Annotated in this window: 18 protein-coding genes and 1 rRNA gene; 7 read left to right on the forward strand and 12 right to left on the reverse strand. The window is 43.3% G+C overall.

Annotated features, from left to right (window positions below):
- From EKG38_RS22950 to EKG38_RS22970, 5 genes are all read right to left on the reverse strand, one after another.
- Nucleotides 1–118 (reverse strand): 16S ribosomal RNA (locus tag EKG38_RS22950); the annotation flags it as partial.
- 721 nt (nucleotides 119–839) lie between these two features.
- Nucleotides 840–1,418, reverse strand: coding sequence for a TlpA disulfide reductase family protein (locus EKG38_RS22955; protein WP_126523247.1), 579 nt, complete (start codon nucleotides 1,416–1,418; stop codon nucleotides 840–842).
- The gene (gene nrfF / locus EKG38_RS22960) at nucleotides 1,415–1,897 is read right to left on the reverse strand and encodes a heme lyase NrfEFG subunit NrfF (RefSeq protein ID WP_126523248.1); all 483 of its coding nucleotides are present in this window, start codon (nucleotides 1,895–1,897) and stop codon (nucleotides 1,415–1,417) included. The genes EKG38_RS22955 and nrfF overlap by 4 nt, the downstream gene beginning before the upstream one ends.
- A complete protein-coding gene (locus EKG38_RS22965) occupies nucleotides 1,894–2,451 on the reverse strand; it encodes a DsbE family thiol:disulfide interchange protein (RefSeq protein WP_126523249.1) in 558 nt (185 codons plus the stop codon). Before EKG38_RS22965 ends, nrfF begins: the two co-directional genes overlap by 4 nt.
- A gap of 17 nt (nucleotides 2,452–2,468) precedes the next feature.
- Nucleotides 2,469–4,448: a heme lyase CcmF/NrfE family subunit gene (locus EKG38_RS22970; protein ID WP_126523250.1), complete on the reverse strand. Its 1,980-nt coding sequence runs from the start codon at nucleotides 4,446–4,448 to the stop codon at nucleotides 2,469–2,471.
- Nucleotides 4,449–4,857: 409 nt separating this feature from the next.
- Between EKG38_RS22970 and ccmI the strand changes: the two genes are divergently transcribed.
- The gene (gene ccmI / locus EKG38_RS22975) at nucleotides 4,858–6,105 is read left to right on the forward strand and encodes a c-type cytochrome biogenesis protein CcmI (protein ID WP_126523251.1); all 1,248 of its coding nucleotides are present in this window, start codon (nucleotides 4,858–4,860) and stop codon (nucleotides 6,103–6,105) included.
- A 127-nt stretch (nucleotides 6,106–6,232) separates the two neighbouring features.
- Here ccmI and EKG38_RS22980 read toward each other — a convergent pair whose 3' ends face one another.
- A complete protein-coding gene (locus EKG38_RS22980; RefSeq protein ID WP_126523252.1) occupies nucleotides 6,233–6,526 on the reverse strand; it encodes a c-type cytochrome in 294 nt (97 codons plus the stop codon).
- Nucleotides 6,527–6,872: 346 nt separating this feature from the next.
- Here EKG38_RS22980 and ccmA point away from each other — a divergent pair, with 346 nt between their 5' ends.
- The 6 genes from ccmA (at nucleotide 6,873) to EKG38_RS23010 (ending at nucleotide 10,736) form a co-directional block, all read left to right on the forward strand.
- Nucleotides 6,873–7,523: a cytochrome c biogenesis heme-transporting ATPase CcmA gene (ccmA, locus tag EKG38_RS22985; protein ID WP_126523253.1), complete on the forward strand. Its 651-nt coding sequence runs from the start codon at nucleotides 6,873–6,875 to the stop codon at nucleotides 7,521–7,523.
- Nucleotides 7,524–7,532: 9 nt separating this feature from the next.
- Nucleotides 7,533–8,219: a heme exporter protein CcmB gene (gene ccmB / locus EKG38_RS22990; RefSeq protein ID WP_126523254.1), complete on the forward strand. Its 687-nt coding sequence runs from the start codon at nucleotides 7,533–7,535 to the stop codon at nucleotides 8,217–8,219.
- Nucleotides 8,220–8,966 carry a heme ABC transporter permease CcmC gene (gene ccmC / locus EKG38_RS22995; protein WP_126523255.1) on the forward strand — a complete coding sequence of 249 codons (747 nt, stop codon included), beginning with the start codon at nucleotides 8,220–8,222 and terminating at the stop codon, nucleotides 8,964–8,966. It begins immediately after the preceding gene.
- Entirely contained in the window at nucleotides 8,966–9,163 is a 198-nt protein-coding gene (ccmD, locus tag EKG38_RS23000) for a heme exporter protein CcmD (RefSeq protein ID WP_126523256.1), read from the forward strand. Before ccmC ends, ccmD begins: the two co-directional genes overlap by 1 nt.
- A complete protein-coding gene (gene ccmE, locus EKG38_RS23005; protein ID WP_126523257.1) occupies nucleotides 9,163–9,648 on the forward strand; it encodes a cytochrome c maturation protein CcmE in 486 nt (161 codons plus the stop codon). The genes ccmD and ccmE overlap by 1 nt, the downstream gene beginning before the upstream one ends.
- Before the next feature lie 113 nt (nucleotides 9,649–9,761).
- Nucleotides 9,762–10,736: an ABC transporter substrate-binding protein gene (locus tag EKG38_RS23010; protein ID WP_126523258.1), complete on the forward strand. Its 975-nt coding sequence runs from the start codon at nucleotides 9,762–9,764 to the stop codon at nucleotides 10,734–10,736.
- Between the two features lie 80 nt (nucleotides 10,737–10,816).
- Here EKG38_RS23010 and rplQ read toward each other — a convergent pair whose 3' ends face one another.
- The 6 genes from rplQ to rpmJ all read right to left on the reverse strand — a co-directional run bounded on the left by rplQ (nucleotide 10,817) and on the right by rpmJ (nucleotide 13,916).
- Complete coding sequence (rplQ, locus tag EKG38_RS23015; RefSeq protein ID WP_012144626.1) at nucleotides 10,817–11,215, reverse strand: 50S ribosomal protein L17; 399 nt, start codon at nucleotides 11,213–11,215, stop codon at nucleotides 10,817–10,819.
- Nucleotides 11,216–11,254: 39 nt separating this feature from the next.
- Nucleotides 11,255–12,244, reverse strand: coding sequence for a DNA-directed RNA polymerase subunit alpha (locus EKG38_RS23020; protein ID WP_012144627.1), 990 nt, complete (start codon nucleotides 12,242–12,244; stop codon nucleotides 11,255–11,257).
- Between the two features lie 24 nt (nucleotides 12,245–12,268).
- Nucleotides 12,269–12,889, reverse strand: a complete 621-nt coding sequence (rpsD, locus tag EKG38_RS23025; RefSeq protein ID WP_012144628.1) for a 30S ribosomal protein S4 — start codon at nucleotides 12,887–12,889, stop codon at nucleotides 12,269–12,271.
- A gap of 35 nt (nucleotides 12,890–12,924) precedes the next feature.
- On the reverse strand, nucleotides 12,925–13,317 hold the full coding sequence (gene rpsK / locus EKG38_RS23030; RefSeq protein WP_012144629.1) for a 30S ribosomal protein S11: 393 nt from the start codon (nucleotides 13,315–13,317) through the stop codon (nucleotides 12,925–12,927).
- Between the two features lie 14 nt (nucleotides 13,318–13,331).
- Nucleotides 13,332–13,688 carry a 30S ribosomal protein S13 gene (rpsM, locus tag EKG38_RS23035; RefSeq protein ID WP_077750933.1) on the reverse strand — a complete coding sequence of 119 codons (357 nt, stop codon included), beginning with the start codon at nucleotides 13,686–13,688 and terminating at the stop codon, nucleotides 13,332–13,334.
- Between the two features lie 114 nt (nucleotides 13,689–13,802).
- On the reverse strand, nucleotides 13,803–13,916 hold the full coding sequence (gene rpmJ / locus EKG38_RS23040; RefSeq protein WP_126523259.1) for a 50S ribosomal protein L36: 114 nt from the start codon (nucleotides 13,914–13,916) through the stop codon (nucleotides 13,803–13,805).
- Nucleotides 13,917–13,918: the final 2 nt, after the last annotated feature.

The raw sequence follows: 13,918 nt of genomic DNA on the forward strand, positions 1-13,918 counted from the left end.
TTACTCACCCGTCCGCCGCTCGACGTCTGATAGCAAGCTATCTCCGTTTCCGCTCGACTTGCATGTGTTAGGCCTGCCGCCAGCGTTCAATCTGAGCCATGATCAAACTCTTCAATTAAAGTTTTTTGTTTTACTCACTAACTCAACTAAGAGCGTGAGCAAAACGGCTCAATGAATTATACTGTTTTTCATCAATCCGAAGATTAATGAAGTTTACATATTGCTATGGTCACTCAGTGGTTCATCGAGTTAAATTTTTGATTGCTTCCAAAGAAGCAATTTCGAATAACTCAACACCTGTGAGTGTCCACACAGATTTCTTGTTTCAATTTGTTAAAGAGCGTTAGCATCAATCTTTCAGATGCTGCCGTTAGACGCTAGGTCGTTGGCTTGAGGAGGCGTATTTTACACGCTCCGTGGTTGGCGTCAAGTGCTTATTTTAAGAAGTTTTTCAAGCGATGATTTCTTAATCACTAATGTGAAAACCAATCAACACCCGAAGCCCTTAAAGCGCTTGTCACCTGAGTCTAATTCCGAAGAAGTTAAACTCTCTAACACTGCTGCAAGTCCCGTACTATCTAACCTTTTGACTATTTCTAATCTCAAGTAATTAGCTTAGTTGGCCTGCTGTGCCGTGTCAGTGGATGCGCATTATAGGGAGTTTAAGAAAGGGTGCAAGGGCTTTTTGAATGAATATTTCAATAATCGTATCGAACGTATACTGATTAGACGAAGTGACTATTTATAATTCGTTTACAGCACACTTTACGAATTAATTACGTCTTATGGATTGAATAAAGGGACCAGAGGTCCCTTTATTCAATCTAGATAATACTGATTTATGGCTTATCTATAAAACTTTGTATCAACTCTTCGGCTTTTTTGTCATCCCAATCGACAAAAGTGCGTACAAAGGCCAACAGTTCACCTTCTTTATTCAAAATGAAAGTCGCAGGAATTGTATCGAGTGGAAAAACACGACCTAACTCTTGCTTTTCATCATAGTAAGAATTGAACGCTTCCATTCCTAGCTCTTTCAAAAATGGTTCAACCTTATCTTTACCTTCAAGATCGATTGAGATTGGCAAAATTTCAAAGTCTTTGGAATCGAACTTAGCAGATAAACGTTCAATCGCCGGTAATTCACGAACGCAAGGTGGGCACCAAGTCGCCCACATGTTGACCATGATCACCTTACCTTTATATTGGCTGAAATCTACCGCATCACCTTTGCTATCTTTAAAGGGAACGACGTCTATAGCATATGTTTTTGGTAAAACATTAATAAGGTCAATACTGGATTGGCTCGCAGCTTCTGCTTTTTTTTGCATACCAGGGTAGGCAAATGCTGTACTTGCAGAGAGCGAGCTTAGAGCCAACAGCGAAACTGTTAGCACACTAGCTAACCGTTTCTTCATTTATCCGCTCGCTTAAGCAATTTATCTAACTCTTTTTGATCTTCAGCACTGAGTTCCTGCTCATCTACTTCAGTTATACGTTGCTTACGTATAAAGAAGAAGCCAATCAATAAGCCAAATAAGAGTAAAGCAACCGGACCTAACCATAAAGCATAGGTCTTCGCTTCCATTCTTGGTTTATAGAGTACGAACTCACCATAACGGCTGGTCATAAACTCGATGATTTCATCATCGGCTTTACCCGCATCAACCATCTGATAAACTTCAAGACGGAGATCCTGTGCAACAGGTGAATTAGAATCGATTAAGTTTTGGTTCTGACACTGGGGACAACGAAGCGAGTGCGCTAACTCTAGCGCTCGTTTCTGTTTATCAACAGATTTAAACTCATAAGTATCGACCGGAGTCGCAAAGGCCGATGAGATCAGTGTCATAGACAAAAGAATCATGCCGAGAAACTTAAAAATCAACTTGTTCATGATGCACCATCCAATTTAGCAGCAGCCTGAAGCTCCTCAATCATAGGAAATAAGGTTTCATTCCAGACACGCTGATCGATAGGACCAGCGTAACGATAACGAATAATTCCATTATGATCGACCAAGTAACTTTCTGGAGCACCGTAAACACCAAGGTCTAACCCTAAGCGGCCATCGTGATCGAAAATGTTAACTGTATATGGGTCACCCTGACGGTTTAGCTCACGAATCGCCATTGCTCGTTCATCACGATAGTTAATACCGTAGATTGGTAAGATATCTTGTCTTGCTAATCTCATCAGGTAAGGATGCTCATACTTACACGATGGGCACCATGTGGCCCATACATTTAATAATGAAACCTTTCCCTTTAAGCTCTCGTTTGTAATTAAATCACCGCGGTCTTCAAGACGCTCTAGCTGGAAAGCCGGTATCGGCTTTCCCTCAAGTGCAGAATCTAGATTCTGTGGATTAAGGAAGAGTCCCTTATAAAGGAACACTCCCATAACTAAGAATAATACCAACGGAATAAATAGTACTAGCCTCTTCTTCATACTTGCCCCAATTCAAGTTAAGCCGTAGCTAATTTCGCTTTTTTAGCATCAGCTTTCGATGCTTCTGTTACTTTCTTTGTACGATAACGCTTATCTGACGCGGCAAAGACACCACCGACCATCATAAATATGCTTCCGAACCATAACCAACGAACAAATGGCTTATAGTTAAGACGAACAGCAAACTGAGTTCTACTTAATGGATCACCCATTGTGATATAGAGATCTCTGAATAATCCCCAATCGATTCCAGCCTCTGTCATGTCCATAGTACGAACGTTGTACTGGCGACGATCTGGCCTTAGAAGGGCGACAAACTCACCATCTTTAGTGACCTCAACCTGCCCCTGTTGAGCGGTGTAGTTCGGACCCACAACATTCTTTGTCTCAATGTAGTTAAAGGTGTAACCAGCAAGTTCCTGACTGATCCCAGGTCCCATACGTACACTTTTCTCTATCGAGTAGTTTGAAACCATAGTTCCACCGACGACAGATACGGCAATACCCAGATGGGCAATGATCATACCCAGCTGGCTTCTTCCCATTCTGGCAAGGCTAAACGAACCATCTTTATCTTTGGTGATATCGAGGGCCGCTCTAAATGTGCTAGCAGTAACCCATGTAGCGGTACCAACCCCCATCATAACCCAGATATTAAATTGACCATCAGCAAGGAAAGGAGCGGCTACACCTGCAACCGTCGCGATAATTGCTGGCACTAATAGCTTTGCCTTTAACTCGCCAGGCTTGGATTTTTTCCAACGAATATTTGGACCAATTCCCATAAACACAAATAGTACAAGAACGATAGGTACAAACACTGCGTTAAAGTAAGGAGGTCCAACTGAAATCTTACCCATGTTTAGTGCATCGATAAGTAGCGGATACAAGGTACCCAGAAGAACCGTACCGCAGGCTACCGTCAGTAAAATATTACATACTAATAGCATGGTTTCTTTTGACTTAAGCTCGAACCGAGCAGGACTCTTCATCTCACTGGCTCTAAACGCAAACAACGTGAGCGAACCGCCGACAGCCAGCCCCAGAAGCAAGAGAATGAACATGCCTCGACTTGGATCTGCTGCAAATGAGTGCACAGAAGTCAAAACACCAGAACGTACAATGAAGGTACCAAGTAAGCTCAATGAGAAAGCGAAGATAGATAGCAATACCGTCCAGTTACGGAATGCGGCACGCTTCTCAGTAACAATAACGGAGTGTAATAACGCAGTACCGATTAACCAAGGCATAAATGATGCGTTTTCAACTGGATCCCAGAACCACCAACCGCCCCAGCCAAGCTCATAATAAGCCCACCAAGAACCTAATGAAATACCACCGGTAAGGAATATCCAGGCTGCAAGTGTCCATGGACGACTCCAACGTGCCCAAGCTGAATCCAGACTTCCACCCATTAAGGCTGCAATTGCAAAAGCAAAGCTAACAGCGAAACCAACATAACCCAGATACAACATAGGAGGATGGAAGATTAAGCCCACGTCCTGAAGCATTGGGTTAAGGTCGCGTCCTTCCATAGGTACCGGAAACAAACGTTCAAAAGGACTCGAAGTAAGGACCATAAACAGCGTAAAGCCGATCGTGATCATCGCCAGCACTGCTAAAACCCGAGCGGTGAAGACCTCTTCTAGCCCTTTACTGAAAAATGCTACGGCTGCTGCCCAACACGACAGAGCAAATACCCAGAATAGTAGTGAGCCTTCATGCCCACCCCATACCGCAGCTATCTTGAAGAAAATTGGCAGTTCCGAATTTGAATGATGAGCAACGTATGCTACCGAAAAATCATCAATAGCGAAGCTATAACCAAGAACAACAACGGATAAAAATATAAAGAAGAACATGCCATAACTTAATGGCCAAGCATAACGCACTAAGTATTGGTCTTTACGTGCAACGCCAATTAAAGGAACGCTGGCTAACAGGAAGGCGAATGCCAATCCTATTATCAACGATAAGTGTCCTAATTCAGGGATCATGGGGTTTCCTTAGTCCTATAGATGAATTGATCAAGTTAGTGCTTGATTCAACACACAAGAGTTTGCAGCTTACACTACTCAAGGTACATATTTTGAGTCATTTTAGTATTTGCTGTTGTATCTGTCTGCTTCTTTCGAACAAATATGGGTGACCTGTCTCATTCTATGCTCACAATAGTCACGGATACAGATGTTAAAAGCATCGGATTTTAAGCTCTGACCCTTAGGTGAAACTTAAGTTTCATCCATTTAAAAAAAATAGAAACGAACTGTGAACCAGTACCCAACTATCACCTTTTAAAGTAATGAACTTCTTATATTACTGTTCAATGAATAATCTTTCCGTATAATCCTATCCCTATCCCTGCGGTGTACCCGCATTTTTTGTAACTAATGTGAAAAAGAAATAATGACCACTCTCTGGATTTTTATTGCGCTTTTTGTGTTAGTCAGCCTAGTGCTGATTTGGTTTCCTCACTTTCGTCAGCAAAAGATGTTGCAAGCGGAAGAAGCAGGAGTACGTAAACAAACAAACCTCGAACTATTTAACAATCGTCTTGCTACATTAGAAAAAGAGCTCGAAGATGAACTGTTAGATAAAGTTGAGTTCGATGCCCTCAAAAAAGAGTTAGAGATAAGCTTGCTTCAAGATATGAAGCAAGGCACTGATGAGTCTTTAGTAAATAAAGTCCAGCCTAAAGGGCTATTGTGGCCGATGCTGATGTCTGTGGTCATTATCGGAATATCTGGATACTTTTATACAACTCTGGGTGCATACGCAAAACTCGATCAACCTCAACCAGGCGGCCCACACGCTGGAATGACTCAAGAACAGGTCATGCAACAGCGCTTACAGGCGATGGAAGAGCAGGTTAAAGCCGAACCAGAAAATAGTCAGTTACTGTTTAGCTTAGGGCATAGCTATATTTCAGCGAGTCGCTATGATGATGCTGTTAGGACCTTCGATAAGGCTATAGTACTTGTTGGAACTCATGCCGAGTTACTTGGACCAAAAGCTACGGCCATGTATTACAAAGGCAATCAGCAAATGACGCCGGCAGTACAAGCGATTATCGATCAATCACTGTCTCTGGACCCAGAAGATCCTTCTACACTGTTATTGGTGGGTATGGATTCGTTCTTCACTGCCAACTACGAAAAAGCCATCGAATCTTGGCAGATCATTCTCGATAGCGAGCGAAAAGATGTCGACCGCAGTGCCATCATCAATGCCATCGACAGTGCTAAAATGAGAATGGAAGCTGATACAGGTGAAATGCCAAACGATGCTGCACATGCCAACGTAAAAGATACGGCTAAGACTGTTAATGTCGAAGTTTCAATCGCACCTGAATTAGCAGATAAAGTTAATAGCTCTGATATGCTATTTATCTTTGCGCGTAGCACTGAGGGCCCTAAGGTTCCATTAGCTGCCGTCAAAGTGTCAGCTAAAAGTTTACCGACGACTATCACCTTAGATGACACAACCTCTATGGGTGGAGATGTGAAGCTAAGTGGTGCAAAGAATGTCGAGATTATTGCGGTGCTATCTAAGCATGGAACCGTTAAGCCTCAAGTCGGCGATCTTCAAGGGCATCTTGCATTGGTTAAAGTGGGTGACACGACTCAACTCTTAATCGATACATTAGTAGAATAAATAAGTCTGCTTATAAATAGTTCAAGGTCAGCTATGCTGGCCTTTTTTTGTCTTCAAATTTAAGACATAAAAAAACCGGCATCAGCCGGTTTTTTTATGTCTCTTGATAAGAGAACTACAACGAAGATTACTTAGACATGAACTCAATAGCGTTCTTGTAATCTTCATCTGTACAATCTGTACACATGCCACCTGGTGGCATAGCGCCTTTACCAGTCTTAACTGTAGATACCAGCGTATCCAAACCTTGAGCAATACGTGGCTCCCAAGCTGCAGCATCATGTGCTTTTGGAGCGCCAGCGATACCCATGCTGTGGCATACTTGACATGCCTTGTCGTAGATGGCTTTACCTTCTTGTGCAGATACGTTTGCAGACAAAGTCAATGCAGCGAAAGCAGTCAATGCTAACAATTTTTTCATGTTTGATGTTCCTAATGCAAATACTAACAAAGCTTCAATGCTGCCCTTTTAACTGACTAAGAGTTAAGGCAGACTATTTATTTAGCGCTTATAGGATACATTAAACTTCAATAAATCTCACCTTTTTGTGATTTCAATCAAAGCCTGCGTGCTATTAGCACGACTTGATACACAAAATAGAGACTATATTAGCAAATGTTGAAAAAGTTCAGTTAATCTTGTTAAAAGGTTCAATTTTCGGAAGCATATCAAATTGCTGACAGATAGAATCAACCATTACTAAACCCCTAAAAGGGATTGTGTTAATATCTCTTGTGTTAACATTCGGCTTGATATAGAGGACTCAGTGGCAGAACAACAAATAGCAAAGACCCTGCTTTCAGCCAATCAATTGACCTGTATTCGTGAAGAACGAATTCTGTTTGATGAACTTAGTTTTGAAATAACCGCGGGCGAAATCGTTCAGATAGAAGGGCCGAACGGCTCAGGCAAAACCAGCTTACTTCGCATCTTAGCCGGTTTATCTCGCCCATATGCCGGCGAAGTGTATTATCAGGGCGAAGATATTACCCGTAATAGAGATGAGTACAATGATGATCTTCTCTACCTCGGCCATCTGGCTGGCGTAAAGACTGAGCTAACCGCTGAAGAGAATCTTAACTTCAATTTAAGGATCAGCGGGTATGATGAGTTCGATACACGCGGCATTCTTGCCAAAGTTAATTTAGCTGGTTTTGAAGAAGCACTGGCGGGTCACCTTTCAGCTGGGCAGCATAGACGTACCGCTTTAGCACGACTATGGCATACAAACTGTAAAATTTGGCTATTAGACGAACCTTTTACTGCGATTGATAAGAAAGGTGTTGAAGAGTTGGAACATATCTTTCTAGACCATGCCAAGCGAGGCGGATGTGTCATCTTGACTACCCACCAGGATATGGGAATTATCGGTGACGATATACTTCGCAAAATTAGTCTTGAATATCGCTTTGTATAAGGTTTCATAATGAAGAAAGGCATCAGTTTTAGACAAGCATTTTTCACACTTTTAAAACGTGACTTACAAATTGCAATCCGCCATAAAGGCGATATATTTAATCCCCTGCTCTTTTTTATCTTAGTGGTGACTCTATTCCCATTGGGTATTGGTCCAGAACCACAAGTGTTGTCCAGGGTTGCACCGGGAGTCATCTGGGTCGCCGCCCTGTTAGCCTCTATGCTCTCATTAGAGAGATTATTTAAGGCAGACTTCGTCGACGGCAGCCTTGAACAGATGTTATTAAGCCCACAGCCACTGCCTTTAATGGTATTGGCTAAAGTACTAGCACATTGGATTTTAACTGGGGTACCATTAATACTGGTAGCTCCCCTATTAGCAGTATTGCTACACTTAGACGACAATAGCTATGGTGCATTGATGGCAACACTGGCTTTAGGTACACCGGTATTAAGTCTACTAGGTGCCATTGGTGTAGCCTTAACGGTTGGATTACATAAAGGCGGTGTTTTACTCAGTCTGCTTATCCTGCCTTTGTATATCCCGGTGCTCATCTTTGCCACCTCAGCAATCGATGCATCGAGTTTAAATTTACCCTACAGCGGTCATCTCGCAATCATAGGTGCGATGTTGGTCGGTTCATTAATATTGGCACCTTTTGCAATTGGTGCATCGCTAAGAGTGAGTACTAACTAAATGTGGAAATGGCTACATAGTTACGCGGATCCTGAACGCGCCTATAATTTATCCGGAAAACTCCTCCCTTGGTTCGCCATGCTGGCAACTGCCCTAGTAGGTATAGGTTCAGTCTGGGGATTGGTATTTGCGCCTGTAGATTACCAAATGGGTGATAGTTACAGAATCATCTTTATACATGTACCAGCGGCTTCTATGTCTATGGCAGCATATATGGCTATGGCAACGTCAGCATTTATTGGTCTTGTCTGGCAAATTAAATCCGCCGACTGGGCCGCCGCCGCCATAGCGCCTATCGGAGCCGTCATCACCTTAATTGCACTAATTACTGGTGCAACATGGGGTAAACCTATGTGGGGCACTTGGTGGGTCTGGGATGCACGCTTAACAGCTGAACTGGTACTACTTTTCCTATATCTGGGTATTATCTCTTTATATGCTTCGTTTGAAGACAAGGTTTTAGCCGCTAGAGCGGCCGGTATCTTGGCAATAGTTGGTGTAATTAATATTCCGATTATTAAATACTCTGTCGAGTGGTGGAGCTCATTACATCAGCCATCGACCATCCGAATCACCGAAAAATCGGCTATGCCAACTGAGATGCTCTATCCACTGCTGATAAATATTCTTGGATTTGGAATGATGATAGGTGCAATAACATTAATACGTTTCAGAGCCGAAATTCTAGCAAGAAATGGAATGCGCCCTTGGGTTCGGGAACTAGCTAAAGCCGAAGGAGTCAAATAATGCAGTTCGATTCATTAGCAGATTTTTTTAACATGGGAGGCTATGCCTTCTACGTATGGCTGGCTTATGGCGTTACCTTTCTATCGATAGGTATGCTCGTAACACACAGTCTCAGACAAAAACGTAAGGTGTTGGTGGGGATCTCGCAAAAAATACAACGAGAAGAGCGCCTTAAAGAAAACCGGAGTACAAAATAGTGAACCCTAGACGTAAAAAGAGATTAACACTGGCAGTTGCACTAATTGGCGGCGTAGCTGCAATAGCATCGCTATTATTATATGCACTCAACTCGAACTTGAACCTCTTCTACACACCTACAGAGATTGTACAAGGTAAGAAAGATACTGGGGTTAAGCCGGAAGTTGGTCAACGTATCCGTGTCGGCGGTATGGTTACCATTGGCTCGATGGTTCGCGATCCGGACAGTCTTCATGTTGAATTTGCCGTTCATGACTCGCTCGGTGGTGAAGTCATCGTTACTTATGATGATCTTCTTCCTGATCTGTTTAGAGAAGGTCAAGGTATCGTTGCTCAAGGCGTTTTAGTTGAAGGCGGTAAGCTTCAGGCAACAGAAGTTTTAGCTAAGCATGATGAAAACTACATGCCTCCTGAAGTGGCTGAAGCCATGGGACAGACCCATGAAAAGCTGGATTATAACGAAGAGCAAAAAAGTAGCTATTAAGTAGCCATGTTCGAACTCCTAAGAAGGCCTCGCGAGAGGCCTTTTTTATGCCTGACTTTCGATACCATGACAGCTGGTCTATAACTATAGAAAGCCTTTAGAAGACCGAGATAATGCGATACCTCTTATTCCTACTGATTATGATCCCACTAAAAATGATGGCAGCGTCAGTGTTGATCATTGAAAGTTACCATCAGGAATATGAGTGGGATAGGAACTATAATAAGGGCATAGTTTCAATCCTTGGTGATGAACACGATTACCATCATTCTTATCTGGATACCAAACGACTCCCACAGACAAGCTTTGCTAGCCAAGCTGAGCGCGCCTGGCAGCACTACAATGAGCTTAAACCTGATCTTGTAGTACTGGCGGATGATAATGCGATTAAGATGCTGCATAAACGTTTTGCGAAGACAAAGGTACCGGTCGTCTTCCTTGGACTCAATACTAACCCCCGAACCTATAACATACATAATCAGAAAAACTTTACCGGGGTACTGGAAAGGCCACTATTTAAAAGATCACTGCTCTTAGCCAATCAGTTATTACGCGAAAAACCAAAGAAGAGATTTCTAGTGCTTTTCGATAACAGCAAAACTTCGATTGCGTCGTTGGAACAGATCAGTCCATCTCTGGACAGTATTTCAATGGGAAGAGTGAGCTTGGACTTCGTACTGACGAGTAACATTAGTACGTGGAAAACAAGTATATCTGAAGCAAAAGTAAAAGGATACGATGCCATATTTATCGGCCTTTACCATACGATACGTGATGGTTCAGGAAAGCACCTGTCGCCCGAACAAGTCATAGCCTGGACCAGAGATCATTCTCCATTACCTCACTTTGGATTTTGGGAATTTACCATCGGCCCACAAAAGAACATAGGCGGTTATGTGCTAGATGGATATCTACATGGTCAACATGCCGGGAGATTGATAAAGCAAGTACTGGAAGGCGCATCACCAAGCTCATTATCATTTGTATTCGACAGTAAAGGGCTTTACCTTTTTAGTAAGAGCGGTGTTGAGCGTTGGGAATTGAAAATCCCCGATAAAATAGTACAAAAAGCAAAATGGATAGATTAGAAGATTTAAAATTCAGTATTCAAATTTTATGCATAAAAAAGCCGGGCATTCGCCCGGCTTTTTAAAATGAAATACCTTAATTACTCAGCAGAGTCATCAGCTTCAACAGCTTCAGCATCTTCTGGGCGACCAACTAGTTCAATAAACGCCATAGGCGCTTTATCACCAGTACGTAGACCGCACTTAAGGATACGGGTGTAACCGCCAGGACGTTCCTGGTAGCGTGGACCCAATTCATTAAATAACTTACCAACGACTTCAGCGTCGCGAGTACGAGCAAATGCCAAACGGCGGTTTGCAACGCTATCACTCTTAGCAAGTGTTATCAGAGGTTCAACTACGCGACGCAGTTCTTTCGCTTTAGCTACAGTAGTCTTGATCACTTCGTGACGGACTAATGAGCTTGCCATGTTACGAAACATAGCTTGGCGATGACTGCTGTTACGGTTTAGTTGACGACCACTCTTACGATGGCGCATGACCTAATCCTTATTACCTAAATCTGTACAAGTCTGGACTTAAAGGTCGTCTGCTAAACTAGCCGGAGGCCAGTTTTCGAGACGCATACCTAACGACAGTCCGCGAGAAGCCAAAACATCCTTAATTTCAGTAAGAGATTTCTTACCTAAGTTAGGAGTCTTAAGCAGCTCAACTTCTGTGCGCTGTACCAGATCACCGATATAATGAATCGCTTCAGCCTTCAAACAGTTAGCTGAACGTACAGTTAGCTCTAAATCGTCCACAGGACGCAACAGAATCGGATCGAACTCCGGCTTCTCTTCTTTCTGCTCTGGCTCAGTAACATCACGTAGCTCGACAAACGCATCTAACTGTTCAGCTAGAATAGTTGCAGAACGACGGATAGCTTCCTCAGGATCGATAGTACCGTTTGTGGTCATATCGATAACGAGTTTATCTAAGTCAGTACGCTGTTCAACACGTGCAGCTTCTACATTGTAGGCTATACGAGCGACAGGTGAGAATGAAGAATCCACCAACAAACGACCGATAGGGCGATCATCGTCTTCGGTTTGTGCACGGGCTGATGCCGGTACATAACCACGACCACGCTCTACACGAATTCGCATGCTGACATCATTATTACCTGTCAAATGACAAATAACATGGTCAGGATTCATGATAGTAACATCACCATCATGCGTGATATCTGCTGCAGTAACAGGGCCTGCGCCTGACTTACTTAAAGTAAGCATAGCTTCGTCTTTCCCTTCGATCACTACTGCTAAACCCTTAAGGTTTAGTAGGATCTCAAGGATATCCTCTTGCACGCCTTCCTTGCTACTGTATTCATGCAGTACACCATCAATTTCTACTTCGGTTACCGCGCAGCCTGGCATAGACGACAATAGGATACGACGCAACGCGTTGCCTAAAGTGTGACCAAAACCACGTTCAAGCGGCTCAAGTGTAACTTTGGCACGTGTTGGATTAACCTGCTCGATATCAACGAGACGCGGTCTAAGAAATTCTGTAACAGAACCCTGCATTGTGTCCTCTCTTTTGTGTTAACTTTACTTAGAGTAAAGTTCGACGATCAGCTGTTCGTTAATTTCCGCAGATAAATCACTACGCTCTGGTAGACGCTTGAAAGCACCTTCCATCTTAGTGTTATCAACTTCAACCCATGTTGGCTTTTCGCGTTGAGAAGCAACTTCTAAAGCAGCAATAATACGCGCTTGCTTCTTAGACTTCTCACGAATGCTAATTACATCATTCGCAGACACTTTGAATGATGGAATGTTAACAACGCTGCCATTTACCATAATAGACTTGTGGCTTACAAGCTGACGTGCTTCAGCACGAGTTGCGCCAAAGCCCATACGGTATACAACGTTATCAAGACGGGTTTCTAAAAGAGTAAGTAGGTTTTCACCAGTGTTACCTTTTGTACGTGCAGCGTCTTTGTAGTAGTTACGGAATTGCTTTTCAAGCACACCATAAGTACGACGAACTTTTTGTTTCTCGCGTAGCTGAACGCCATACTCAGACAGACGGGTCTTACGAGCGCCGTGTTGTCCAGGTGCAGTTTCAAGCTTACACTTCGAATCGATTGCTCTCACGCCGCTTTTTAGGAAAAGGTCTGTACCTTCTCTGCGGCTGAGCTTGAGCTTGGGACCCAAGTATCTTGCCATGTTCTTTCTCCAACTATCCTATTAAAAACGACGAGTTATACGCGACGTTTCTTAGGAGGACGACAACCATTATGAGGGATAGGCGTCACATCGGTAATATTGGTTATTTTATAACCAACCGAGTTTAGTGCACGAATCGCTGATTCACGCCCTGGACCTGGACCCTTTACAAAAACTTCAAGGTTTTTAACACCGTAGTCCTGAGCAGCAACACCTGCACGCTCAGCAGCAACCTGTGCAGCAAAAGGGGTAGATTTACGTGAACCACGGAAACCTGAACCACCTGAAGTTGCCCAAGATAGTGCATTACCTTGACGATCAGTAATGGTAATAATTGTGTTGTTGAAAGACGCATGGATATGCGCCATACCATCAGCAACCTGTTTACGTACACGCTTACGCGGAGAACGTGACGGAACTTTAGCCATTTCGGTTTACCCCGTTACTTTCTGATTGGTTTACGTGGACCTTTACGCGTACGCGCATTGGTCTTAGTACGTTGCCCACGAAGAGGCAGGCTACGACGGTGACGTATTCCACGGTAACAGCCAAGGTCCATAAGACGCTTGATGTTCATGGAAACTTCACGACGCAAATCACCTTCTACAGTGTATTCGGCAACTGCTTCGCGTAGTGTATCAATTTGAGCTTCGCTCAATTCCTTGATCTTAGCTTCTTCAGCAATAGAAGTAGCCGCGCAGATTGCTCTAGCGCGAGTACGGCCAATGCCGAAGATTCCAGTCAATGCGATGACTGTATGCTTCTGATCAGGAATGTTAATGCCAGCGATACGGGCCACTATGCACTCCTAAATAGTTAATGGTTATCTGTGAAAAGCCCGGTAGGATACTCGACAGACAACAGTTTTGCAAATAAAATTTTGTTCAGCCCGAACAGGGCTGAACAAATGTTTTTAGCCTTGACGCTGTTTGTGTTTAGGTTCAACACAAATCACGCGTACAACGCCACTACGTTTGACGATCTTGCAATTACGGCAGATCCTCTTCACGGAAGCTCGAACTTTCATTT

The sequence above is a fragment of the Shewanella canadensis genome (genome assembly GCF_003966225.1).
GTDB lineage: Bacteria > Pseudomonadota > Gammaproteobacteria > Enterobacterales > Shewanellaceae > Shewanella > Shewanella canadensis.

Excerpts from the sequence above, each read along its gene's own strand:
- ccmB (WP_126523254.1), top strand. The coding sequence starts at position 7,533 with ATGAAGAAAGGCATCAGTTTTAGACAAGCATTTTTCACACTTTTAAAA.
- ccmD (WP_126523256.1), top strand. The coding sequence starts at position 8,966 with ATGCAGTTCGATTCATTAGCAGATTTTTTTAACATGGGAGGCTATGCC.
- nrfF (WP_126523248.1), bottom strand. The coding sequence starts at position 1,897 with ATGAACAAGTTGATTTTTAAGTTTCTCGGCATGATTCTTTTGTCTATG.
- ccmI (WP_126523251.1), top strand. The coding sequence starts at position 4,858 with ATGACCACTCTCTGGATTTTTATTGCGCTTTTTGTGTTAGTCAGCCTA.
- EKG38_RS23020 (WP_012144627.1), bottom strand. The coding sequence starts at position 12,244 with ATGCAGGGTTCTGTTACAGAATTTCTTAGACCGCGTCTCGTTGATATC.
- rplQ (WP_012144626.1), bottom strand. The coding sequence starts at position 11,215 with ATGCGCCATCGTAAGAGTGGTCGTCAACTAAACCGTAACAGCAGTCAT.
- ccmC (WP_126523255.1), top strand. The coding sequence starts at position 8,220 with ATGTGGAAATGGCTACATAGTTACGCGGATCCTGAACGCGCCTATAAT.
- EKG38_RS22955 (WP_126523247.1), bottom strand. The coding sequence starts at position 1,418 with ATGAAGAAACGGTTAGCTAGTGTGCTAACAGTTTCGCTGTTGGCTCTA.
- rpsK (WP_012144629.1), bottom strand. The coding sequence starts at position 13,317 with ATGGCTAAAGTTCCGTCACGTTCTCCGCGTAAGCGTGTACGTAAACAG.
- EKG38_RS22965 (WP_126523249.1), bottom strand. The coding sequence starts at position 2,451 with ATGAAGAAGAGGCTAGTACTATTTATTCCGTTGGTATTATTCTTAGTT.
- EKG38_RS23010 (WP_126523258.1), top strand. The coding sequence starts at position 9,762 with ATGCGATACCTCTTATTCCTACTGATTATGATCCCACTAAAAATGATG.
- rpmJ (WP_126523259.1), bottom strand. The coding sequence starts at position 13,916 with ATGAAAGTTCGAGCTTCCGTGAAGAGGATCTGCCGTAATTGCAAGATC.
- rpsD (WP_012144628.1), bottom strand. The coding sequence starts at position 12,889 with ATGGCAAGATACTTGGGTCCCAAGCTCAAGCTCAGCCGCAGAGAAGGT.
- EKG38_RS22970 (WP_126523250.1), bottom strand. The coding sequence starts at position 4,448 with ATGATCCCTGAATTAGGACACTTATCGTTGATAATAGGATTGGCATTC.
- EKG38_RS22980 (WP_126523252.1), bottom strand. The coding sequence starts at position 6,526 with ATGAAAAAATTGTTAGCATTGACTGCTTTCGCTGCATTGACTTTGTCT.